The 21,884-nt window shown below is 47.3% G+C and carries 20 protein-coding genes; 12 read left to right on the top strand and 8 right to left on the bottom strand.

What is annotated here, in order from left to right; genetic code table 11:
- Positions 1-21: 21 nt before the first annotated feature.
- The 4 genes from KWJ01_RS06625 to KWJ01_RS06640 all read right to left on the bottom strand — a co-directional run bounded on the left by KWJ01_RS06625 (position 22) and on the right by KWJ01_RS06640 (position 6,686).
- Positions 22-1,827, bottom strand: a complete 1,806-nt coding sequence (locus tag KWJ01_RS06625) for an IPT/TIG domain-containing protein (protein ID WP_224995644.1) — start codon at positions 1,825-1,827, stop codon at positions 22-24.
- Positions 1,824-2,927, bottom strand: coding sequence for a hypothetical protein (locus tag KWJ01_RS06630; RefSeq protein WP_224995645.1), 1,104 nt, complete (start codon positions 2,925-2,927; stop codon positions 1,824-1,826). Before KWJ01_RS06630 ends, KWJ01_RS06625 begins: the two co-directional genes overlap by 4 nt.
- A gap of 446 nt (positions 2,928-3,373) precedes the next feature.
- On the bottom strand, positions 3,374-4,840 hold the full coding sequence (locus tag KWJ01_RS06635; protein WP_224995646.1) for an SDR family oxidoreductase: 1,467 nt from the start codon (positions 4,838-4,840) through the stop codon (positions 3,374-3,376).
- A gap of 211 nt (positions 4,841-5,051) precedes the next feature.
- A complete protein-coding gene (locus tag KWJ01_RS06640) occupies positions 5,052-6,686 on the bottom strand; it encodes an amidase (RefSeq protein WP_224995647.1) in 1,635 nt (544 codons plus the stop codon).
- 690 nt (positions 6,687-7,376) lie between these two features.
- Between KWJ01_RS06640 and KWJ01_RS06645 the strand changes: the two genes are divergently transcribed.
- On the top strand, positions 7,377-8,054 hold the full coding sequence (locus tag KWJ01_RS06645) for a hypothetical protein (protein ID WP_224995648.1): 678 nt from the start codon (positions 7,377-7,379) through the stop codon (positions 8,052-8,054).
- A 128-nt stretch (positions 8,055-8,182) separates the two neighbouring features.
- Complete coding sequence (locus KWJ01_RS06650; RefSeq protein WP_224995649.1) at positions 8,183-8,638, top strand: 3-oxoacyl-ACP synthase; 456 nt, start codon at positions 8,183-8,185, stop codon at positions 8,636-8,638.
- A 69-nt stretch (positions 8,639-8,707) separates the two neighbouring features.
- On the opposite strand, the gene KWJ01_RS06655 is transcribed toward KWJ01_RS06650, so the two are convergent.
- A complete protein-coding gene (locus KWJ01_RS06655; RefSeq protein ID WP_224995650.1) occupies positions 8,708-9,430 on the bottom strand; it encodes a trans-aconitate 2-methyltransferase in 723 nt (240 codons plus the stop codon).
- 98 nt (positions 9,431-9,528) lie between these two features.
- Complete coding sequence (locus KWJ01_RS06660) at positions 9,529-11,322, bottom strand: SLC13 family permease (protein ID WP_224995651.1); 1,794 nt, start codon at positions 11,320-11,322, stop codon at positions 9,529-9,531.
- A 23-nt stretch (positions 11,323-11,345) separates the two neighbouring features.
- On the opposite strand from KWJ01_RS06660, the gene KWJ01_RS27960 reads away from it, so the two are divergent.
- Positions 11,346-11,480: a hypothetical protein gene (locus KWJ01_RS27960; RefSeq protein ID WP_255651038.1), complete on the top strand. Its 135-nt coding sequence runs from the start codon at positions 11,346-11,348 to the stop codon at positions 11,478-11,480.
- Between the two features lie 176 nt (positions 11,481-11,656).
- Here the strand turns inward: KWJ01_RS27960 and KWJ01_RS06665 are convergent, their stop codons facing one another.
- Positions 11,657-13,342: an ABC transporter substrate-binding protein gene (locus tag KWJ01_RS06665; protein WP_224995652.1), complete on the bottom strand. Its 1,686-nt coding sequence runs from the start codon at positions 13,340-13,342 to the stop codon at positions 11,657-11,659.
- 93 nt (positions 13,343-13,435) lie between these two features.
- On the opposite strand from KWJ01_RS06665, the gene KWJ01_RS06670 reads away from it, so the two are divergent.
- The 7 genes from KWJ01_RS06670 (at position 13,436) to lepB (KWJ01_RS06700) (ending at position 19,776) form a co-directional block, all read left to right on the top strand.
- Positions 13,436-14,116, top strand: a complete 681-nt coding sequence (locus KWJ01_RS06670; protein ID WP_224995653.1) for a metal-dependent hydrolase — start codon at positions 13,436-13,438, stop codon at positions 14,114-14,116.
- Between the two features lie 15 nt (positions 14,117-14,131).
- Positions 14,132-14,929 (top strand): ParA family protein, encoded by a 798-nt coding sequence (locus KWJ01_RS06675; protein ID WP_224995654.1) that lies wholly within the window; start codon positions 14,132-14,134, stop codon positions 14,927-14,929.
- A 4-nt stretch (positions 14,930-14,933) separates the two neighbouring features.
- Positions 14,934-15,875 carry a ParB/RepB/Spo0J family partition protein gene (locus KWJ01_RS06680; protein WP_224995655.1) on the top strand — a complete coding sequence of 314 codons (942 nt, stop codon included), beginning with the start codon at positions 14,934-14,936 and terminating at the stop codon, positions 15,873-15,875.
- Positions 15,875-16,504 carry a DUF5683 domain-containing protein gene (locus KWJ01_RS06685; protein ID WP_224995656.1) on the top strand — a complete coding sequence of 210 codons (630 nt, stop codon included), beginning with the start codon at positions 15,875-15,877 and terminating at the stop codon, positions 16,502-16,504. Before KWJ01_RS06680 ends, KWJ01_RS06685 begins: the two co-directional genes overlap by 1 nt.
- Entirely contained in the window at positions 16,501-17,217 is a 717-nt protein-coding gene (dapB, locus tag KWJ01_RS06690; protein ID WP_224995657.1) for a 4-hydroxy-tetrahydrodipicolinate reductase, read from the top strand. Before KWJ01_RS06685 ends, dapB begins: the two co-directional genes overlap by 4 nt.
- Positions 17,218-17,247: 30 nt before the next feature.
- A complete protein-coding gene (gene lepB, locus KWJ01_RS06695; protein WP_224995658.1) occupies positions 17,248-18,351 on the top strand; it encodes a signal peptidase I in 1,104 nt (367 codons plus the stop codon).
- A gap of 312 nt (positions 18,352-18,663) precedes the next feature.
- The gene (gene lepB / locus KWJ01_RS06700; protein WP_224995659.1) at positions 18,664-19,776 is read left to right on the top strand and encodes a signal peptidase I; all 1,113 of its coding nucleotides are present in this window, start codon (positions 18,664-18,666) and stop codon (positions 19,774-19,776) included.
- A gap of 138 nt (positions 19,777-19,914) precedes the next feature.
- Here the strand turns inward: lepB (KWJ01_RS06700) and ung are convergent, their stop codons facing one another.
- A complete protein-coding gene (ung, locus tag KWJ01_RS06705) occupies positions 19,915-20,577 on the bottom strand; it encodes a uracil-DNA glycosylase (RefSeq protein WP_224995660.1) in 663 nt (220 codons plus the stop codon).
- 107 nt (positions 20,578-20,684) lie between these two features.
- Here ung and apaG point away from each other — a divergent pair, with 107 nt between their 5' ends.
- Complete coding sequence (gene apaG / locus KWJ01_RS06710) at positions 20,685-21,071, top strand: Co2+/Mg2+ efflux protein ApaG (RefSeq protein ID WP_061991625.1); 387 nt, start codon at positions 20,685-20,687, stop codon at positions 21,069-21,071.
- Entirely contained in the window at positions 21,071-21,871 is an 801-nt protein-coding gene (locus KWJ01_RS06715; RefSeq protein ID WP_224995661.1) for an O-methyltransferase, read from the top strand. Before apaG ends, KWJ01_RS06715 begins: the two co-directional genes overlap by 1 nt.
- The last annotated feature ends 13 nt before the right edge of the window (positions 21,872-21,884 follow it).

Below are 21,884 nucleotides of genomic sequence, written 5' to 3' on the forward strand. Positions count from 1 at the left end.
TATTTTATCTCATATAAACCCTTATTGTATTTCCGGATCATACACCCATATATCCGGGCTGAATTCCCTGAAACCTTCTGTTTCATTCACCATAAATCCAACATACCCCTTATTCTTGTAAGAGAAGGATTTCTTCATAGTAGTAATGCCTCCCCTGAAATTTTCAATCCTTTTCCATTCCCCTGTTTTAAAGTGGTAGGTCCACACTTTAGGCTCCGCAGCGCTGCCGTAAGTGGCTCCTCCAATGTACAACACATCATTCAGTACAAAACTTATTGCTGGCTGCGAATTGCTGGATATGTCAAAAGGCACGGTTGTTACCGCTTCAAAGTAGTCTTTTACCCATGGGTTAAACTTATACAGCTTAACAGGTGCAGTTGCAGAAAAATTAAATGGTATAATATAACCTTCACCATTATATGTAAAATGAGTATCACGACTATCGAACATGCGGAAAATTGTTGTACGTCCTACGATTTCCCATGTATCTGTTAAAGGCATGTACCGCCATATTTCGTTGCTGTGCGAGACCGAGGTACTTCCGGAAATCAGATAGCCGTAGTTACCGGAAGTAAAAGCAGCGGAGCCTTTTCTTGGAGCACCCGGAAAATCTGACAGCTGCTTCCACTGATCCAGCTCGGGCGTATACTCCCAGATGTCTACATACCTTTGTTGCGAACCTGTGCCGTAGTAAAGCTTTCCTCCCAGGTAGAAGCCCATGGCATCGTCCCTGCCCCGGCCCGGGAAATCATTCAGCTGTTTCCAGCTGTCAGTATCAAAATTATACTGCCACACATCGGCAAAAGTGTTATTACAGCAATACAGGTCAGCACCCCCAATGTGGTAGCCCATACCATTTATGATAGTAAAATAACCTGCTACCCGTACCTGCCCGGGAAAGGGATTTAACTTACGCCACCTGGATATAATTTCAACAGTCTCTGCATGGGTGTATTCCTGGTTTCTGACAGTTACAGATACCGGCAAATTACCAACCTGAAGATCGTAAGGCAACCTGATGCGCAGTTGCGTTGGCTCAGCTTCCAGTACAAATGCATGTTGCCCGCCTATCATTACTTTATTATGGGTGATTCGTGGATCGAAACCTGTTCCGTATATGGTAAGTTCTGTTTCGCCTATAATGCCTCTGCGGGGACTGATGCTGGTTACCCGGTGTCCGTCTATTATAAACTCATCTCTGCTCACAACCATTGTACTGCCACTTCCGATGGTGATCTTAACACCACCGGACTTAGTGATAGAAACAGGCACCATTACCTTAACCGTATCAAAATCAGCACTTATGATATAGGCAGAATCGTTGCCCAACAGTGCTTTGTTTCGGTTTCTGTTGATTGAAAAATGCTTACCGATAACTGTAATGGTGTCGCCGGTACCGCCGGATTTGGGAAAAAAGTCAAGGATTACAGGCTTTTCAGTTCCCTCGCTACTAAAGTTTAGACTATTGCCCAAAACCAACACTTCAGTGGTTTTAACAAAGGCTCTGCAGCTGTATTCCACACCTTTCTCAAGGTCACTATCTACCAGCAGTTCAAATTCCTGCAGTGATTTGCTGTTAAAGAGGCTATACTGAAAAGTTATTCCGTTCCCCTCCCAGATAAAGCCATAATCGGTAATCTGCTGATTTCCTTCTGACAGCAGTTTGGCAGACAGCATTACTGCCTTACCATCGGTACTAACAGGTGCTTCTGTTCTGATAAGCGGGTAGCTTTTCTTGATCGGAAAGTCTTTGTCTTTAGCGCAGCCACTGAACAAACAGAGGATAATCAGGAGGCTGAATATATGGATGGGGTTCGCAGAGGTCATAGGTTGGCTTTAATGCTTAGCAGGTTGTTGGTTAAGCTTACTCCTTTTTCATTGTTCAGGAACCTGGCGCTACCAATCTCCAGCGCTATGTAGTGATCATACCTGATAAAGAACTGGAAGCCGGCGCCATAATTTACTGCAACATTATATTCAGGCAATTTTATATGTGAGGGATAACTTTCCAGTCTGATCACATCACCTGCAATGTCTGCCTGGAACACAGCACTGCTTGACTCAAGCATATAGGTGAGGTTGCCGCCCAAAAAACCATAGAGCCTGTGTTTATTAATATGAAAAGTATACTTGGGAGCTGCATGCAGGCTCAGGTACGCCATCTCTATGCTAATATCCTGGTTTACGCTGGCCGACATTAGTTCTTTCATATAAGCTGATCTGCCATACAGGATTTCAGTCATAAAACCCGTGTTATTTACCGACCACACAGGAGTTTCCATAAAAAAGCCGAACTGCAGGTCTTCAGACATCATCTTGTACTTCCCGAATCGTTTCGGCGCAAAGGCATCATCATTAACCGACATACCGGATTTTGAATACCTGGCAACAGGACCAAAACTGGAGAAAGGCAGCTGCCGGCATTTTTTTGAATTGTAGCGGTGCACAAAATCATAAAGGGCTTGCCTGCGGTACTTTACTAACTTATGCTGTTGCGCCCATTTGCTGCATTCAGCTGTGTACCGCTGTAACACTGCATGGTAAGCATCCTTTTCCAGGCTATGCAACACACTATCCTTATCTTCTATATAAAACCTGTTACCTCCGCCTGTTAGCAAAAGAAGATCTGCTTCTCCCTCTTCTATCAGCTCAAGGAAAACATATTTTTGCTCACCATCAATGGTAACTTTTCTGGACAGAAATTTTCTGCCATCCATGAAACCAAATTCGGAGAGCTGATCGGCTGTGTAGGTTTCTGTATGTTCTTTGTTAAGAGAAAAAATTATCTCTGCAGGATCACTGTAGTTAACAGATACCCTGCCCTGTATATATGCAGTATCTCCCTTCACAATGTACCCATTGGTCTGGGCATAACTGTTACAAAGCAGCAGGCATAAAATGCCGGATAGTAATAAAATTTGTTTCATCAGACCAATAGATCAGGGCTTTGCCTGGCTCGAAACAGGCACAATTTTCTCAATAGATAGCAAATGGATATAGCGCTTGAAAATCTGCTGTTCTTCACCAGAGAAAGCAGTAAAGGCTGGTTTATCATTAGTTAGCCGATTCATAAGAACCTCTCAGAAGCACACCGCATGAGCCTGCACCTGGGGCGCAATTTATGGAGGCTTAAGGTATATATTTTATGCTGGAAAGGCAACAGCAGGCAGCCATCAGTATTGTTTCGGTCAGGTGTAGGACTGTAAGAAATGAGTCCTGGAGTACAGTACTTCCTCGACTTAAGCAGCGATTACTGCTCTGATGTGCATATCGCTAACCTTTAAGCTATAGCATAGGCTAAAAACAAACCAGAGACAAGGTGTTTACAGTTTGAGAATTAGCAGGTAAAAATCTGGCAGAAGCTTTTCGGATGCTACAGCCCAGCACCACCAACGCCCGCTCTGTAGTGCACCAGGTTCTCTGCCATTCCTTCGAAGATGAAGAAATGAAAAGGAAGCACAGAATACCAGTACAAACGGCCCAGTAATCCTTTGGGGCGGAATGTGGCCGTTTGCTGCAGGTATTGTTCCTCTCCTTTTTCCACCACCTTAAACTCAAGCCATGCTTCACCTGGTAACTTCATTTCCGCATAGAGGAGCAAACGCCTGTTTTGTTTATCGGCCGCCAGCACCCGCCAGAAATCAAGGGTATCTCCTGTATTGATGATATGCTCATTGGTTCTGCCCCGCCGCAGGCCAACGCCACCCACCATTTTATCCATAAAACCTCTGATGTTCCACAGCCAGTCTCCATAATACCAGCCCCGCTTTCCGCCAATTGACCAGATGTTATCAAGCACTCCATCCAGGTCCCTATCGATCTTCTTCTCCCTTTTGTCGGTAAAACAGCCATCACAGGGCACGTGGATATGCTCCAGCAAATCATTATCGAAAGAACTTGAAACCAGGGAGTCTTTCCAGCTCGAAACTACATTGTTCTGTTCCATTTTTTGAAACGCCAGCCGCACGGCTTCTTTATAGTGGATTGGCCGGACATTCAGCATCTTCTCCAGTCTGTTTTCTTTTGCCACCACCTCTACCTTCATGCTGTTCACCAGGTTGATGGCCAATTTATAGGAGGTAGAAGTAACAAAATAGAGCCAGTATGAAGACAGCCGTGGTGTCATAACGGGTACCGTAATAATTACTCTTTTAAGCCCGCGCACCTCTGCAAACTGCAGCAGCATTTCTTTGTAAGACAAAACATCGGGTCCGCCAATGTCATAGGAGTTGTTAAATGTCTCCTCCCGCAGCAATACCCCTGTGAGGTACTCCAGCACATTTCTGATGGCTATGGGCTGGCTCCTGGTGTTTAGCCATTTTGGGGTGATCATGATCGGTAGCTTCTCCACCAGATCGCGGATAATTTCAAAAGAGGCACTGCCCGAGCCTACGATAATGCCTGCTTTGATACAGGTAAAGGGAATGCCGCTCCTGTTCAGGATAAGCTCTACTTTTTTCCTGGAGGCCAGGTGCCTGGAGAGCTTTTCTTCGTTGGTAATTCCACTAAGGTATATGATCTGCTTTACTTCTGTTTGCTCCACCAGCCTAATGAAGTTCCCTGCAGCAACAGCCTCCAGAGCTTCAAAGTCGCTGATATTTGCACTCATTGAATGGATGAGGTAATAGGCAGCAACTATATCTCTGATAGCATCTGAAAAAGGGACATCTTCCAGAAAGTCTGCCTCAAAAACAGAGATGTTGGGATGCCTGTAAACACCGTCAGTAGGAAAACGCTCCTTGTCTCTTATACAGCAAACCACTTCGTGCCCCTGCCCTATCAGCACTGGCAGCAGCCTTTTGCCTATATACCCACTTGCACCCGTTAATAGTATCTTCATTTGTTACTCCCGGTCAAGAGCTATAACAGCATTGTGCGGGTTTAGCTTTTGAAAAACAGTAATTTTTATAATACTACAGGGCTGCATAAGGATGCCCTGCTGTGGTTTTGCAGTATGTCCGCTTTGTTGGCAAGACAATAAAAAAGCCCCGACCTGGGGCTTTCAATACAGTTTTTATGCCTGCAACTATGCTCTGTTCTCTGCTGCAGGACTACTGATGGGGGATAAATTGGGGCACTTTGCGATGCTTTGTTGCCATTTCATAGGCATAGGCAATTTCTAAAAGTACTGGCTCACTCCAGGCCCTGCCAAAGAAAGATATACCAACAGGTAAGGCATCTACATAGCCCATGGGTACCGTAATATTTGGGTAACCTGCCTGCGCAGCCGGAGACGAACTGCCCAGCTGAAAACTATCGCCGTTCACCAGGTCGGAATGCCAGGCTGGGCTTCCTGTAGGAGCAATGATGGCATCCAGCTGGTGCTCGTTCATAACTTTATCTATTCCCTCTTCCCGGCTGCCCTTCATTAGCTTCGCCAGTGCCTCTGTATATTCTTTTGAATTGAGGTCGCCTTTTTCCTGAGCCATCTCCAGGTAGCGCTGGTTGTAGTATTTTAGCTCCAGGGTATCAGCCCGGTTAAAAGCAATCAGGTCTTCCACACTTTTGATTGGAGCATCGGGTCCCAGGGATTGAAAATACTTATTTAGTCCGTCTTTATACTCATAGAGCATGATCTCGAAAGATGCACTCCCCACACCTGCTGCAGATATTTGATCTATCTCGATGATTTCTGCTCCCTTGCTCTTTAGCAGGGCAACTGCCTTGTACATGAGCGAATCTACCTTGTAGTTATTCTCCAGCGGGGCCTTGAAAAAACCAATCCGCTTGCCTTTCAGGCCATCTTCCTTCAGAAACTGGGTATAATCCGTATGGAATTTACCCTCGCTGCCAATGGTCTTTTCATCTGCAGCATCCACCCCTACGAGGGCTCCCAAACCAATTGCTGCATCGCGTACGCTGCGTGCCATTGGCCCCGGGGTATCCTGGGTAAAGGAGATGGGAATAACACCTGAGCGGCTTACCAGCCCAACGGTTGGTTTTATTCCTACAATGCCATTGGCATGAGAAGGGCAAACTATGGAACCATTCGTTTCGGTACCAATGGCCAGTACTGTCAGATTAGCGGATACCGCCACTGCCGAACCAGAACTTGATCCGCAGGGGTTGCGGCTAAGTACATAAGGATTTTTGGTCTGACCCTCTACCCCACTCCAGCCACTGCTGGATAACTCACCTCTAAAGTTTGCCCATTCACTTAAATTGGCTTTACCTAAAATAATGGCCCCTGCTTCCCTTAATTTAGCAGCAACATAGCTATCCTGTAAAGGGTAAGAATTCTGCAATGCCCTGGAGCCCGCCGTGGTGGCCATCTTATCGTGGGTATCGATGTTGTCTTTAAGCACCACCGGAATACCGTGCAGCGGCCCCCTGCTTTTTCCTTCTTGTCTTTCCCTGTCCAGCTCCTCTGCAATTTGTATGGCATCCGGATTTACCTGGATAATAGAGTTAAGCGTAGGTCCGCTGTCATCAATCGCCTCAATTCTATCCAGGTAAGCCTGCACCAGTTCTTTAGCTGTAAAGCGTCCGTCTTTATAACCCTGCTGAATTTCAGGAATGCTTAGCTCCAGCAGGCTGAAATTTTCTACCGCCGTGGCCTGTGATTCACCTGGCTGTGGCTGGCAGGATGTGAGTAAAGCGGCTTGCATGAGCAGGAGCAATAATAATTTACCCACTATTTGCCTGTAGGTAACGAGTTTCAAAATTGTGCTGATTTCTGATTTCATAAATGCTTGTGCGCAGCGATGGTCTATCTATTATAAATTTATGTATTCAATTTTTTCGGAAAAGAGGGTGGTAAATGCAGGATATTTTATTCACTTCAGTACTAAAATTTACTTCAGTACTATACAGTTCCATTAGCTTCGTCATCCTGAACCTGCACAGCTATGCCTCCTGCTAAGGGATCTAAGCCCCGACTTTTCTTTTACCTGGTGCCCTTCTATTTATAGTTTTAACGGCTTTGAATGTTAAAACACTGATTTTCTTTTCTTATCGTCATGGGAGGAATGAAGCTATCCTTTTAAGATAGCTTTATGTGGCCCTAACATACACTATGGTTAAATAAAATCCTAGCAGCAGCGTGTGTAGCAGATTCCATTCTGTTCCTTCTACCTCTACCAGGATAAGCCGCTACTGTATTTTTTTAAGAAGGCCTGCCGGAACACCAGACAGTTGATACTTATTTAATACCAGCAACAGGATCGGGCTGACGCTACCCCGCAAAGATCTCCTGCAAAACACATTGCTAAGGGCTCTTTTCTGCAGCAGAACCTGCACGGAGATACAGGCAATGGCTTGTTCTTTTCTCTTCTATATGCAATGTGCTATCATTCTGCTAATTAAACCTATCTGCCTCGCTTTCGTACTAGCTACTATTGACTAACTAGATTTTATAACCAAAAATTTTTTAAACCATGGCAGAGATTAGAGTAGAAAAAAAAGATAACAAACCGATATGGCCCTGGATCATAGGTGCCCTTCTTTTGATTGGCCTTATCTGGGCAGTAGCAGAATTATTTGACAGTGAGGAGCCCGAAAGAGAAGTGGCTGCTGTAGAACAACCTGTTGTTGAAGACAGAACTGTTATTGAAGAAGAGCGTGTGGCCAACAACCAGATGGCTGCACCTGTAAGCGAATACATTACTTTCGCAGAACAAGATGAACAAAGCCCTGATATGGGTCTCGATCATGAGTACACAAGCCAGGGTATTCAAAAACTTAAGGCTGCACTGGTAGCACTTGCAGATGAGCATGGCGCCGGCAATGCCGACATTCAGCAGAAAAAACAAGATATGGAACAGGCTGCTGACAAAATCCAGCAGGATCCAACCTCGCTCCAGCATGCCAACACCATTAAGGATACCTTTACAAAAGCAAGTAACCTGATGGCTTCAATACAGCAGAACAGCTTCCCGGATGCAAGTGATGAAGTAGAGGAAGTAAAAAGTGCTGCTGAATCGATTGATGTTAATACCCAGACGCTGAATCAGAAAGATGCAGTGAAGGAGTTTTTCAATGAATCCAGCGAAGCAATTCAGGCTATGGCAGGAAATAATGCTACGGCTACCACTGGAACAACCAATAATTTATAATTCTGTAAAGCAGGTTTTTCCTGGCAGATTAAAATAAACAGGAGCCGGCATTTATTGCCGGCTCTTTTTTTATGTTTATACTACTATGCATTTAAGCAATCGAATTTTTGAGCAGTAAGCAAACATTTATGCAGCCTACCCTAAAAACAGCATTACACGATCTATGCCTGCAACAGGTAAACCAAAGGATTGCCACGGCCAAAGAAGCAATGGATGCCGCCCAGGCAGCCGCTAACAACGAAGGCAAAAGCAGTGCTGGCGATAAATATGAAACAGGCCGCGCCATGATGCAGCTGGAGCGGGATCAGCATGCCCGCCTGCTGGCAGAAGCACTGAAGCTTAAGCAGGCCCTCGATAAGCTTGATGTAAGCCGCCAGCATGAGCAGGTACAGCCTGGAAGCCTTTTACGGACCGACACCGGCTATTTTTTTATTGCTGTAAGCCTGGGTAAACTGGTGTGGGAAGGGCAGGAATACATGGCCATTTCCCCGCTTACACCGCTCGCTACCAGCCTTATAGGACTGCAACAGAACGAAACAGCAGTTTTCAACAACAAAAAAATCCGGATTCTGGAGCTCTGCTAACGCTTTTTGCTCCACACTTCCTAACACAGCGCATCCTACAAACGCCTTTAACACCTGATCACGTACATGCTATTTTATACCTCCGAATGCAGCAAAGCAGAGGTGCTTGTGCAGTACTTCTATCTGCCGAAAGCCTGCTTTTTTCAATAATTCCAGCTGGTACATCAGGGGCCTTGGGCTATCTTCTTTTTCTATGTAGGCCAGCACTTTTTCGCGGTATTCCGCCCCTCCGGACTGCTCCAGGTACTCTCCATATTTCTGCCAGAACAGTAGGCTCACAGGGCCTGACCCATGCTCGATCAGATCTGATATCCATAGGCTCCCTCCCTGCCGTAAACTTATGTACAGCTTACCGAATACCTCTTCCCACTCTGCATCATCACGCAAATGATGCAATACGGCGCCAGCTACTATAATATCATACTCATTTTCCGGCAGCTCCAGCTCCCTGACATCTGCCTGTATGATTTTAACATTACCGCTGGTGGCAGGGATAACCCGCTCCTCTGCCTTCTGCAGCATGGGCATGCTTAAATCTACCAGGGTGCAGGATAGCCCCGGAATTTTCCCCAGCATTTTTATAGTATAGTTACCAGCACCACAGCCAACATCCAGCAGTTTGGTGGCATGCGGGTTTGCAGCTCTGGCTGCAGCAGCAATCAGCTCCAGGCTCAAAGGTGCATCCACAGTAGACTGCTGACCTGTTTCCAGATTGGAAAAGCGCTCAACATCTGCATCGAAACGCTCCCTTATTTCTTCGGTTGTAGATTTTAACTGGTTGCTGGCTTTCATGGAGGTAGTGTTTTAAATGGTTTTTATGCAGGATTTATCCCCAAAAGTAACAAAGTATTTACCCGCTACAATTTATAAATTACCTTCCTCTAAAAGCATTAGAGCTTATATATTAAAGGAATAATAACAGAAGCAATAAGCCAGAACAGGATGTTGAGCGGAAAGCCTACCTTCAGAAAATCCTTAAACCTGTACTGCCCGGCACTGTACACCATGGCATTGGTCTGGTAGCCAATCGGGGTCATAAACGATGCAGAAGCAGCAAAGGTAACAGCCATCAGGAAGGGTAATGGGCTAACACCCAGGCTCGCCGCTGTGGCAATGGCAATAGGTGCCAGCAAGGCAGCCGTGGCATTGTTAGACATTACTTCGGTGAGCAATGACGTAAACAGGTAAAGGCCTGATATGATGGCAATGGGCCCCCAGCCGCCAAGCACACCTACAAGTCCTGCAGCTATATGCTGATCAAGCCCGCTGTTTTTCATTGCAGTCCCCAGGCTTAACGCGCCTGCCAGCAGAAAAATCACGTTCCAGTTAATGGCCTCGTAGAGCTCCTTCATGTTCAGGCAGCGCAGCAGCACCAGCAGCACTGTACCCGCAAGAGCCCCCATCATAATGGGTACCAGCTCTGCTGTAGCCAGGGCAACAATACCAAAAATAACTGCCAGCACGGTAAAAAAGGTTCTGCTGTTAAAATCCAGTACAGCATCTTCACTAAGTAGTATAAACGGACTATCCTGCCCTTTTTCCTGCCGTTTCAGCTCTTTTACATAGTGGTTTTTTACCTCTGCCAGCACCACATCTCCCGAGCGCAGGGGCGCATCATATAAATGTTCATGCACCACCTCCTCCCTATGTCTGATGGCAAGAGGTATGGCCCGGAACCGGCGCCTGAAATCGAGCTGCCGCAGTGTTTTCCCCTCAAACTCGGAGTTGGCCGTGATCACCAGCTCCACCAGGCTCGACTGCTTGCCCCGCAGATCATCATCGCCAATCTTGAGCGGGGAAGCTACCATAATGTTTACCCGGTCTTTCAGGGACTTGATTTTTTCTACATTGCAGCGCACTTTTAGGGTGTCGGCTGCCTCCAGGACAAAATCACCGGGGGGCAGCGTAAAGCGGTGTCCGTTACGGCGCACCTCAATAATATCCATCTCCAGTTCCTGCACCAGGTCGGAATGCATAATTTGCTTACCTACCGATACCCCACCCGGGAGCAACTCTATTTCGGTGAGGTAATCGTGCATTTCGAACTTCTTGTTCAGGTCGGCCTCCTGGTTGCGGGCGGGCAACAGTTTTATGCCAAAAAACACCATGTAAACAATGCCCACTGCCAGAAATACCAGGCCTGCAGGTGCCAGTAAAAACATAGAAAAACCCGGCAACCCAGCCTTTTCGGCCACACCACTCACCACTATGTTTGTTGAGGTGCCTATGAGTGTACAGGTACCGCCAAAGATAGAAGCAAACGATACGGGTATCAGTAGCTTAGAGGGGCTTATGCCGGAAGCATGGCCAATCTGGATCATAACCGGGATGAACACAGCCACAACCGGTGTATTGTTGATAAAGGCAGAGATAGCCGCCACCATCAGCATCATCATGGAAATGCCCAGGATATAATTCTTTTTGAAGGTGGCTGACAAATGGTAAGCCAGCACCTGCAGGGCACCGGTTTTCATAAGTGCGGCACTAAGCACAAACATAAAGGCAACGGTAATGGTGGCAGGGTTGCTAAAGCCCGCCACCCCTTCTTCCGGGCTGATGACGCCACTGAATACCAGTGCCACGATGATCAGGAGTGCCACCAGGTCGATGGACAGCTTTTCTGTAGCAAAAAGAATAACGGCTATCAGCGTAATTCCCAGTGTAATGTAAGCTTCCGGATTCATGATCTTGAAAGAAGAGAAAAGTGATGAGCGATGCTGAAACGTATGGCAGTAAGCTGTACCTTCTGACAATAACCTCTCCACAGTACCAGCTGCTCAACAGCACCCTGCTGCCCAAAGGCAAGGGCAGAAATAACGATAGCAGTAAAAATCAGCAGTAAGAAGCGCATAGGCTTTAATTTTCCGAAAATTATATAAACTCTATATATTTAGTAGAGTATTCAAGAGGAAATATTTTTTAGCACCAGCGCCCCCTTAAGTTACCTGGCCAGATTGAACAAAAAAAAGCTGACCTCACAGGGAGATCAGCTTTTCGCGTATATGATGAAGATTAAGATTAGTTGGCCAGTACGCCACCCTGCATGAAATCTGCCCTTTCCAGGTCCAGGATGTTCATGGCATTTGGCTCCAGACCAGTCACATTATTCTGCGTCAGGCGCAGTACCTCATCGTAGAAGAGAACAATCACAGGTGCTTCCTGCATAATAATCTCGTCCATTTTGTGGTACAGGTCCAGGCGCATAAAGCCTTCAGACTCAAAACGTGACTTAATATAAAGGCTGTCGTAGGTCGGGTTTACAAAGTGAGTCTTGTTAGGGCCAGATGGTGAGAAGTGCTGGCTGTGGAACAGGGCCAGGTAGTTCTCTGCATCAGGGTAATCTGCAAGCCACGAACCGCGGAAGAAGTTAACTTTTGAATTATCGATCAGTTCCTGGTGCGTTGGCGTCATGTTAATTTCAATTTCAACAGGTATACCAACCGCTGCCCACTGCTTCTGCAGGTACTCTACCATTGCCTTAGACTGTACAGTGGTGTACAGCTTGATGGCAGGAAGACCTTTACCTCCGGGGTAACCAGCTTCTTTCAGCAGGGCCTCGGCTTTTGCAGGCTGATAGTCATATCCTTTTGTGCTGTTTTCCTTGAAATACTTGATGGCTGGCGGAATAATACCGGCAGTACCCGGCGTGCCCAGGTTGTTGTATACATACTTGATAAGCTCTTCGCGGTTAATGGCATAGCTCATGGCCTGGCGGAAACGCTTGTCAAGCACCGGGTGGTTGGCTTCTTTATAAGCAGCTTTATCCAGCTGGAAACCAATATACTCGGTATTCAGGTAAGGTACTTTCTGTACCACAAAGCGGCCTTTCAGCTCGTTGCGCACTTCACCGTTCTTATCCAGCACCAGGTCTACACTGTTTGCCTGCAGTCCCGACATAAAATCAAGCTTGCCCTGCTGAAAGCTTAGCAGCTCCTGGTTACGGTCCTGAATAAAGGAAACCATAACGGCATCCAGGTAGGGCAGTTGCTTGCCTACATCATCCTTCTTGAAATAGTTGGTGTTTTTCAACATCACCAGGCTGTTGCCTTCGTCCCAGGTCTTCAGCTTAAAAGGACCTGTACCCACGGCATGCTTTCTGAAATCTTTACCCCACTTGTCTACCGCTTCTTTCGGTACAACATAAGTATAAGGCATGGTAAAGATTTCCATGAGGGGCGCAAAAGGTTTCTCCAGGCGCAGCACCAGCTTGTAATCCTCTACTGCTTCTATCCAGTTTTCGTCGTAACCGGTACCGGCAGCATTACGCTTAACCTTATCGGAGAAAATCCAGGCACCGGTGCTGGCAGTGGCAGGATCAAGAATACGTTTAAAAGAGTAAACAAAGTCCTGGGCTTTTACCTCACGGCCTTTGCCTCCTTCAAATACTTCGCTGTCGTGAAAATAAACACCTCTTCGAATCGTAAATGTATATACGGTACCATCTTCCGATACATCCCAGGCTTCGGCCAGGTCTTTCTCGGGATACATATCTTCATTTAGTCTGAAAAGGCCGTTGTACAGGTTAGTGGCTGCCCATACGTTTGCCTGGTTTCGGGCAAATGCAGGATCAAGTGAGCTGAGGCCTTCGGCTTGGTTGTAGCGGAACACCTTCATGTTCTCCTGCTCCAGGGACGTATCTGCCGCCGTACAACCACCCAACAGCACTGCTGCAGCCAACAAATACTTACCAAATTGTCTTAGCATAAGGGTTAAGGATATATTAGTGGAAACTTCTATCTTTGTAAATAATCCGGCGGTAAAGTTTGGCCTATTTTTAAACCTAAACAAGCCCAAAAAATGCAAATAACTTACTACGGTCACTCATGCTTTTTAGTAGAAACCGGTGGCAAAAAAGTACTTTTCGACCCCTTTATTACACCAAACGTTTTAGCCAAAAGCGTTGATGTTGATACATTAAAACCCGATTTCATACTCCTAAGCCACGGGCACCAGGATCACATAGCTGATGTGGAACGTATTTACCAAAACAGCAAGGCCTTTCTTGTGTCCAATTTTGAGATCTGTACCTGGTTCAATAAAAAGGGCGTGGAGAATTATCACCCCATGAACATGGGCGGAAGTATGGAATGGAGCTGGGGCAGCGTTAAAATGGTTAGCGCCATCCACAGCAGCAGCTTCCCCGACGGTAGTTATGCAGGCAATCCTTCAGGGTTTGTGGTTCAGAGCGAGGGTAAAACTTTTTACTATGCCGGCGATACGGCCCTTACGCTGGATATGAAACTGATTGCTGAGGAATTTAAAATAGACTTTGCCTTTATGCCTATTGGCGATAACTTTACAATGGGTATTAAGGATGCACTGAAAGCTGCCGACTTTGTTGGCACTAAAAAGATCTTCGGTATGCATTACGATACCTTTCCTTACATTAAGATTGAGCAGAACGACGTACATGAGGTTGCAGCCAAGGCAGGAAAAGAGCTAAAATTGTTCGAAATTGGCGAAACTATAACCATTTGATCCTATACCAATAGCATGAGCAAAATAATTGCCATAGCCAACCAAAAAGGCGGCGTTGGAAAGACCACCACAGCCATAAACCTGGCAGCTTCACTGGCAGCCCTGGAATTTAAAACGCTGGTGGTGGATGCAGACCCCCAGGCAAACTCTACTTCTGGCCTGGGCATTGATCCAAAGGAGGTAGAAAACAGCATTTACGAATGCATGGTAGAAGACATCAACTACCAGGAAGTTATCCTGGAAACTGATATCCAGTACCTGCACCTGATCCCCTCCCACATTGACCTGGTAGGTGCCGAAGTTGAAATGGTGAACCTTGACAACCGCGAAGAGAAAATGCGCAAAGTATTGGAGCAGCTCTCGCCGGTTTATGATTTCATTATCATAGACTGTTCACCATCGCTGGGTCTTATTACAGTGAATGCCCTAACAGCGGCCAACTCGGTAATTATACCGGTGCAGTGCGAATACTTTGCCCTTGAGGGTCTGGGCAAATTGCTCAACACTATTAAAATTATTCAGGAGCGCCTAAACCCGGAGCTGGAGATTGAGGGCATCCTTTTAACAATGTATGATGTACGCCTGCGCCTAAGCAATATGGTGGTGGAAGATGTGCAGCAGCACTTCCAGAAAATGGTTTTCAAAACACTCATACCACGCAACATCAAGCTTAGCGAAGCTCCCTCCTTTGGCGTTCCGGCCCTGATCCACGATGCGGAAAGCAAGGGAGCCGTTAGTTACCTGAACCTGGCACGCGAAATACTGGAGAACAACGGATTGCTTACCCCTAACCCGGTAGCTGCCGAAGGATAATAGAATGAACCAAGAAGACGATAAAAAAGGGGGCAAAGTCCCGCAGAAAAAGGCATTGGGCCGCGGCCTGGGAGCTTTACTGGCAGATTCACCGCGTTCTGCAGAAAATGCACTACGCAGGGCTACCGGTAATACCTCCGGCAGCAGCACCGGCAATATTAATGATATTCCGCTTAGCCAGATCGAGACCAACCCCTTCCAGCCCCGAACCAGGTTCGATCAGGAGGCGCTGGAGGAGCTGGCCGAAAGCATACGGGTACAGGGCATCATTCAGCCTATTACCGTACGCAAGCTAAGCGAAAACCAGTACCAGCTTATTTCAGGTGAGCGGCGCTTTCAGGCCTCCAAACTGGCCGGGCTTGATCGTGTGCCTGCCTACATCCGCACTGCCGACGACCAGCAGATGCTGGAAATGGCCCTGATCGAGAACATTCAGCGTGAAAACCTGAATGCACTTGAGATTGCCCTAAGCTACCAGCGCCTCATCAGCGAGTGCAGCCTTAAGCAGGAAGAGCTGGGCGACCGCGTTGGTAAAAAGCGCACTACCGTAAATAACTACCTGCGCCTGCTGCGCCTGCCGCCCGATATCCAGGCCGGCCTGCGCGACAACCTCATCAGCATGGGCCATGCCCGCGCTATCATCAATGTAGAAGACCCGGCCAAGCAACTCTGGATATACAACCGCACGGTAAAAGAAGGCCTTTCTGTACGTCAGGTAGAGAAGATGGTACGCGACCTTACCGGCACCGCACCAGAAAAAGAAGATAAAAAAGCTGCTGTAAGTCCTGAAAAAGAGCGCGAGTACCGCCAGCTGCAAAGTAAGCTGTCTACACACTTTGGTACACGTGTAAATGTAAAAACCGATACCGGCGATAAAGGAGAAATCAAAATTCCGTTTGTTTCGCTCGAGGACCTTAACCGCATACTGGAAATTCTGAACCTCTGATGCAGGCAAGGTTTATCGCCATAGCAACCTTTGTTGTAGCACTCTTCCTCGGGGGGGTGCCCGTGGCATTTGCTCAGCAAACACCTGCAACCCCACAGGATACTCTTAGGCCCGTTCCTCCACCTGTAGAGGTAGAAGAACAGCAGTTTGAGCAGATTGATGTAACAGCAGAAGAAGCTGCAAGCCTGCCCGACCCCAGGAAGTCGGCTTTTCTGTCTGCCATACTGCCCGGCCTTGGCCAGACCTACAATGGTGCCCTCTGGAAGGTACCGCTGGTATATGCCGGTGCTGCCGGGTTTATTTATGGGGTTAACTTTTACAATCTGCGCTACAGCGAAAGCCGCAAAATGCTGCGACAGCTTATTTATGAGGCAGATGGCTCTGCACAAGCTACCGCAGACAGGGAACGCTACGAACGTGCCGTAGACTTTTACAGGCGCCAGCGCGATTACCTGATTATACTAAGTGGTGCTTACTACGGCTTACAGATCGTTGAAGCCTACGTTGATGCCCAGCTACAGACTTTTAGCCTGGATGAGGAACTAAGCATGCGGGTACGCCCTACCCTGGTTCCCAGCCCTGCCGGCACACTGGCACCCGGACTAAGAATAACCTATACATTTCCATGAGAATAGCCCTTATTGGTTACGGAAAAATGGGTCAGGCCATTGAGGCACTGGCCATGGACCGTGGCCATACCATCAGCCACCGCATTAGCGATGCCAACCCCCACGAACTGGAAACCATAACACCAGAGAGCACCGATGTAGCCATTGAGTTTACTCATCCCGATGCTGCCTATACCAATGTTATGCATTGCCTGCGTGCAGGAGTGCCTGTGGTTTGCGGTACCACCGGCTGGATGAGCCAGAAGCTGAGAGCCGAAAACTATTGTAACCAGCTGGGCGGCGCCTTTTTCTGGGCCTCTAATTTCAGCATTGGGGTTAACCTGTTCCTGAAAGCCAGTAACTACCTGGCAAAGCTCATGGATGCTGCCCCCCAGTACGATGTGCAGATGGAAGAAATACACCATGTGCACAAAAAAGATGCACCCAGTGGCACCGCCATTACACTGGCAGAAGGCATTCTGAAGGAGCTGAAGCGAAAAAAAAGGTGGGAAAATGAATTAAAGAACGATCCTGAAACGTTACCCATCATATCCATACGGGAAGATGAAGTGCCTGGTACCCACACCATACGCTGGCAATCGGGCAACGATTTGCTGGAACTGAGCCATGTAGCCCACAGCCGCCAGGGTTTTGCCGCAGGCGCCCTGCAGGTAGCCGAGTGGCTGCCCGGCCGTAAGGGTGTATTTGGCATGGATGATTTTCTATCTTTGTAAACGGCCTTAAGCCGTTGCATTACGCCTGACATGACAACTAAAGTTAAAGAAGCTCCAAAAAAAAAGGCTCCTAAAAAGCCTAAATCCAAAACCAGGGAGTGGCTGGATGCCATCGCCTTTGCCGTAATTGCAGCCACCTTAATCCGCTGGTTGTTTCTGGAGGCCTACACCATTCCTACAGGCTCTATGGAACGCAGCTTACTGGTAGGCGACTTCCTGTTTGTAAGCAAAATGCATTACGGGGCTCGCACACCTAAAACACCGCTGCAGGTACCCCTCACCCACCAGAAGATCTGGGGCACCGACATGGCCTCCTATGTTGACTGGATTCAGCTGCCACAGTTCCGACTGCCTGGCTTCAGCGATGTAGAACGTGGCGATGTAGTGGTATTCAATTACCCGGGAGAGCTGCAGCATCCCCTCGATCTGCGCAGCAATTACATCAAGCGCTGTGTAGCCATTCATGGCGATACGCTGCGTATCCAGAATCAACAGGTAATCGTAAATGGTCAGGCAAGCGAAAATCCGGGCCAGATGCAGCATAAATACATCCTGCAGCTGGAGGGACAGCCGAACGAACGCTTTGTCAGAAAATATAAGCTTTATGACATGCAGTATTACGGAGAAGGGCTGCTCACCAGCCTGACCGAGGCTACTGCAGCAGAAATCCGCCAGCTGCCATTTGTGAAAAGTGTTGAGCCTGTGCGCTTTCCCGAAGGTGAAAAAGGACCGGAGGTAATGCCTGTAGGTTATGACAAATTTGCCTGGAACATCGATAATTTTGGCCCGCTGGTAGTACCTGCCGAAGACATGACCATCTCACTAACAGAAGAAAACATTGCCAAATACTACAACACCATCAAGTACTACGAAGGCTATGATGACGAAGACGTTCAGCTGGCAGATGGTAAACTAATCATAGAAGGACAGGCTGTTGATAGCTATACCTTTAAGCAGGACTATTACTTTATGATGGGCGATAATCGCCACGACTCCCTCGATTCGCGCTACTGGGGCTTTGTACCGCAAGACCACGTAGTGGGAAAAGCGCTCTTCATCTGGATGTCGCTAGATGCCAATGAAAGCTTCCTAAGCAAAATACGCTGGGAACGCCTGTTCCAGGGCATTAACTAAAATTGAAGAAACAATGTGTATTCAAGAGCAGCTCCCTTCTGGTAGCTGCTCTTTTTTTAAGACACAAGTAATAAAATTGATTGCACACCTGGCAGGTTTTTTGAAACCTGCCAGGTGTGGAGCAAAAAAGCATTTAGCAATCTCATTGCCCTTTAATCAAAAACAAATGAGCCTCTCCCATGCAAACCTTTTCTCCGTTAATGGTTTAGTTCTTATGCACACCCCTGATACTATTATTTGAATGGTAAGGCTGATGAACAAGCTGTTGTTATCTTTGTGGATGCACCTTATTGGAATAACCTCACAGAACTTATGATCACAAAGGCTGAAGAAGAGAAAGGTAAAAATAAAAAAGCTGCTCCTAAGAAAGCAAAGTCTCCCACCCGGGAATGGCTAGATGCCATTGTTTTTGCAGTGGTTGCAGCCACACTTATCCGGTGGCTCGTTTTTACTCCTTTTACCATCCCTACAGGCTCCATGGAAAGAAGCCTGCTGATTGGTGACTTTCTTTTTGTAAGCAAATCGCATTATGGTGCAGCTACGCCCATAACACCTTTGCAGGTTCCGCTGTCTCATCAAACCATCTGGGGTACTAATATACCTGCCTATTCCACGCTCATACAGCTGCCGCAGTTCAGGCTGCCTGCCATCAGTGATGTAGAGCAGGGCGATGTGGTGGTCTTCAATTTTCCCGGTGAGCTTGAGCATCCCGTAGATATGCGCAGCAACTATGTAAAACGTGCGGTGGCAGTTGCCGGCGATACCCTGCGCATTGTAGATCAGCAGGTAATTGTAAATGGCAAGCCCATGGAAAACCCCGAGCAGATGCAGTTTATGCACACCATACAGCTAAAGGGCCAGCCAAGTGAGCGTTTTATCCGGCAGTACGAACTGTACGATGCACAAATGTATGGCAATGCCCTGATGGTAAGCCTGCCTGAACATACTGCCAATGAAATTAAGGCACTTCCTTTCGTAGAATCAGTAGAAAAGGTGGTTTTTCCTGAAGGTGAAAAAGGCCAGGAGATAATGCCCGCTGGTTACGACAAATTTGCCTGGAATCTGGACAATTTTGGCCCACTGGTGATTCCTGCCGAGGGAATGACCATTCCTCTAACAGAAGAAAATATCGCCAAATACTTCAACACCATCAAATACTACGACGGACATGATCCCGATGATGTAGTGCTGGCAGATGGTAAGGTAGTTATAGAAGGTCAGCCGGTAGACAGTTACACCTTTCAGCAGGACTATTACTTTATGATGGGTGATAACCGCCACAACTCCCTGGACTCCCGTTACTGGGGATTTGTTCCGCATGATCACATTGTAGGCAAAGCCCTCTTTACCTGGATGTCGATTGACCCGAACGAAAGCTTCTTCAGCAAAATCCGCTGGGAAAGAATTTTTAAAGGAGTGGATTAAGACTACTGCCGGATAGCTTGTAAATGGTATATGGCAGGGGATCTCCTGAAGCAGAAGCTCCCCTTCCATATACCATCATATTCATTGTAACCCTGTACGCGCAGCAAATACCTTCTGCCATATACGCATAGCCCTGTGCTACCATGCAATTGGCTCTTTGCCGTGCTGCTGCAGGTATTCGTTTGCCTTTTTAAAGTGGTTGTTGCCAAAGAAACCCCGGTTAGCAGCAAATGGTGAGGGGTGTGCAGATTTCAGCACCAGGTGCTTGGTTTCATCAATTACCGATCCTTTCTTCTGGGCATAAGCACCCCAGAGCATAAATACCAGTTCTTTCTTTTCGTCTGATAAGAGCTTTATTACGGCATCTGTAAATTCTTCCCAGCCCTTTTTCTGATGACTGCCCGGCTTATGAGCCCTCACCGTGAGGGTAGCATTCAGGAGCAGTACACCCTGATCTGCCCATCGCTCCAGGTTACCACTGGATGGCACAGGGATGCCTAATTCATCACTGATCTCCTTATAGATATTTTGCAGCGAAGGTGGTGGGGTAACACCATCAGCTACCGAAAAAGCCAGCCCGTTTGCCTGTCCGGGATTATGATACGGATCCTGCCCCAGGATAACTACCTTTACCTCATCGAAAGCACAGTGCGCAAAGGCATTAAAGATGAGGCTCGGTGGCGGAAAAACCTTATGCTCCCGATATTCGTCTCTCACAAACTCCGTAAGGGACTGAAAATAAGGCTTCTCAAACTCATTATATAATTTTTCTTTCCAGGAGGGGGCAATTTTAACATCCATGCGGCAGTTAATTGTATTTTAAGTTGAAGCGTTTCTATTTAGAATTTAGCTCGTCTATATAGTTAATTTCTTCGTATATTTAATCAGATTAAGCAAAAAGCGCAAGAATGGTTTCGGAAGTTACCCAAGGTGTAAAGGTATGTGTAGAAACCGCCTATCAGCCTGAATATTCAAGCCCCGGGCAAATGCACTATGTTTTTACCTACCGTATTGTTATAGAAAATAATAGTCAGCATACAGTTCAGCTTCTTCGCAGACATTGGTATATACACGATGCCAACAACATAGTACGCGAGGTAGAAGGTGAAGGTGTGGTTGGTCAGCAGCCTGTTTTAGAAGCAGGTCAGAGCCACCAGTATGTCTCCGGCTGCAATCTTAAATCTGGTATGGGCAAAATGTACGGCACCTACCTGATGGAGCGTATCATAGATGGTAAAAAGTTCAGGGTTAAAATACCCGAATTTACCATGGTGGCACCCTTCAAATTAAATTAATGCTACAGACACAGTGGCAGCAAAAGTGGTTTCAGGCACGGGCATGGCTGCAATACTGGCTCCATGCGGTAAACGAACACTCGTTGCAGGCTCCCTTTGTTTACCAGCTCTACCAGCAGGTAGTAAAACCGCCTGTAAAAAGAGTTCCGGAAATTGAAAACCTGCGGCAACGCCTGCTGGCTTCACCTGAACGCCTGGAAATGCATGAACTGGGTGCAGGTTCCAGCATCAGCAGGAGCAACATACGGCCTGTGTCCAGCATTGCCCGGCACAGCCTTACGCCTGTCCGCTTCAGCAGCCTGCTTTACCGGCTGGTTCGGCACATCAAAGCCAGAAACATCCTGGAGCTGGGCACCTCCCTGGGCATCAACACCCTTTACCTGGCCATAGCCTCCCCCAGTGGCAGGATCCATACCCTGGAGGGCTGCCCCAATACCGCTGCCCTTGCTGCTTCTCATTTTCAGGAACTAAACCTCCGCAACATATCCCTGCACACCGGCAACATAGATGAGCAGCTGCCCCTGCTGCTGGAACAACAGCTAAGCAGCGTTGACCTGGCTTACCTTGATGCAAACCATACCTACAGTGCCACCCTGCGGTACTTTGAGTGGATACTCCCCCACCTGCATGATGATTCTGTAGTGGTGGTTGATGACATCCACTGGTCTGCAGATATGCAGCAGGCCTGGTTAACCCTTTGTCAGCACCCGCGGGTAAGCCTTAGCATAGACCTCTACGAAGCTGGCCTTCTCTTTTTCAGACCAGGCCTGCAACGCCAGCATTATGTGGTGGAGTACTAGCTTTTATAATAAA

It is taken from the genome of Cesiribacter sp. SM1 (genome assembly GCF_020178975.1).
GTDB lineage: Bacteria > Bacteroidota > Bacteroidia > Cytophagales > Cyclobacteriaceae > Cesiribacter.

Bases quoted from the DNA above. Each gene is read 5' to 3' on its own strand.
- KWJ01_RS06625 (WP_224995644.1), bottom strand. From the start codon at position 1,827: ATGACCTCTGCGAACCCCATCCATATATTCAGCCTCCTGATTATCCTC.
- KWJ01_RS06630 (WP_224995645.1), bottom strand. From the start codon at position 2,927: ATGAAACAAATTTTATTACTATCCGGCATTTTATGCCTGCTGCTTTGT.
- KWJ01_RS06635 (WP_224995646.1), bottom strand. From the start codon at position 4,840: ATGAAGATACTATTAACGGGTGCAAGTGGGTATATAGGCAAAAGGCTG.
- KWJ01_RS06640 (WP_224995647.1), bottom strand. From the start codon at position 6,686: ATGAAATCAGAAATCAGCACAATTTTGAAACTCGTTACCTACAGGCAA.
- KWJ01_RS06645 (WP_224995648.1), top strand. From the start codon at position 7,377: ATGGCAGAGATTAGAGTAGAAAAAAAAGATAACAAACCGATATGGCCC.
- KWJ01_RS06650 (WP_224995649.1), top strand. From the start codon at position 8,183: ATGCAGCCTACCCTAAAAACAGCATTACACGATCTATGCCTGCAACAG.
- KWJ01_RS06655 (WP_224995650.1), bottom strand. From the start codon at position 9,430: ATGAAAGCCAGCAACCAGTTAAAATCTACAACCGAAGAAATAAGGGAG.
- KWJ01_RS06660 (WP_224995651.1), bottom strand. From the start codon at position 11,322: ATGAATCCGGAAGCTTACATTACACTGGGAATTACGCTGATAGCCGTT.
- KWJ01_RS27960 (WP_255651038.1), top strand. From the start codon at position 11,346: ATGAGCGATGCTGAAACGTATGGCAGTAAGCTGTACCTTCTGACAATA.
- KWJ01_RS06665 (WP_224995652.1), bottom strand. From the start codon at position 13,342: ATGCTAAGACAATTTGGTAAGTATTTGTTGGCTGCAGCAGTGCTGTTG.
- KWJ01_RS06670 (WP_224995653.1), top strand. From the start codon at position 13,436: ATGCAAATAACTTACTACGGTCACTCATGCTTTTTAGTAGAAACCGGT.
- KWJ01_RS06675 (WP_224995654.1), top strand. From the start codon at position 14,132: ATGAGCAAAATAATTGCCATAGCCAACCAAAAAGGCGGCGTTGGAAAG.
- KWJ01_RS06680 (WP_224995655.1), top strand. From the start codon at position 14,934: ATGAACCAAGAAGACGATAAAAAAGGGGGCAAAGTCCCGCAGAAAAAG.
- KWJ01_RS06685 (WP_224995656.1), top strand. From the start codon at position 15,875: ATGCAGGCAAGGTTTATCGCCATAGCAACCTTTGTTGTAGCACTCTTC.
- dapB (WP_224995657.1), top strand. From the start codon at position 16,501: ATGAGAATAGCCCTTATTGGTTACGGAAAAATGGGTCAGGCCATTGAG.
- lepB (WP_224995658.1), top strand. From the start codon at position 17,248: ATGACAACTAAAGTTAAAGAAGCTCCAAAAAAAAAGGCTCCTAAAAAG.
- lepB (WP_224995659.1), top strand. From the start codon at position 18,664: ATGATCACAAAGGCTGAAGAAGAGAAAGGTAAAAATAAAAAAGCTGCT.
- ung (WP_224995660.1), bottom strand. From the start codon at position 20,577: ATGGATGTTAAAATTGCCCCCTCCTGGAAAGAAAAATTATATAATGAG.
- apaG (WP_061991625.1), top strand. From the start codon at position 20,685: ATGGTTTCGGAAGTTACCCAAGGTGTAAAGGTATGTGTAGAAACCGCC.
- KWJ01_RS06715 (WP_224995661.1), top strand. From the start codon at position 21,071: ATGCTACAGACACAGTGGCAGCAAAAGTGGTTTCAGGCACGGGCATGG.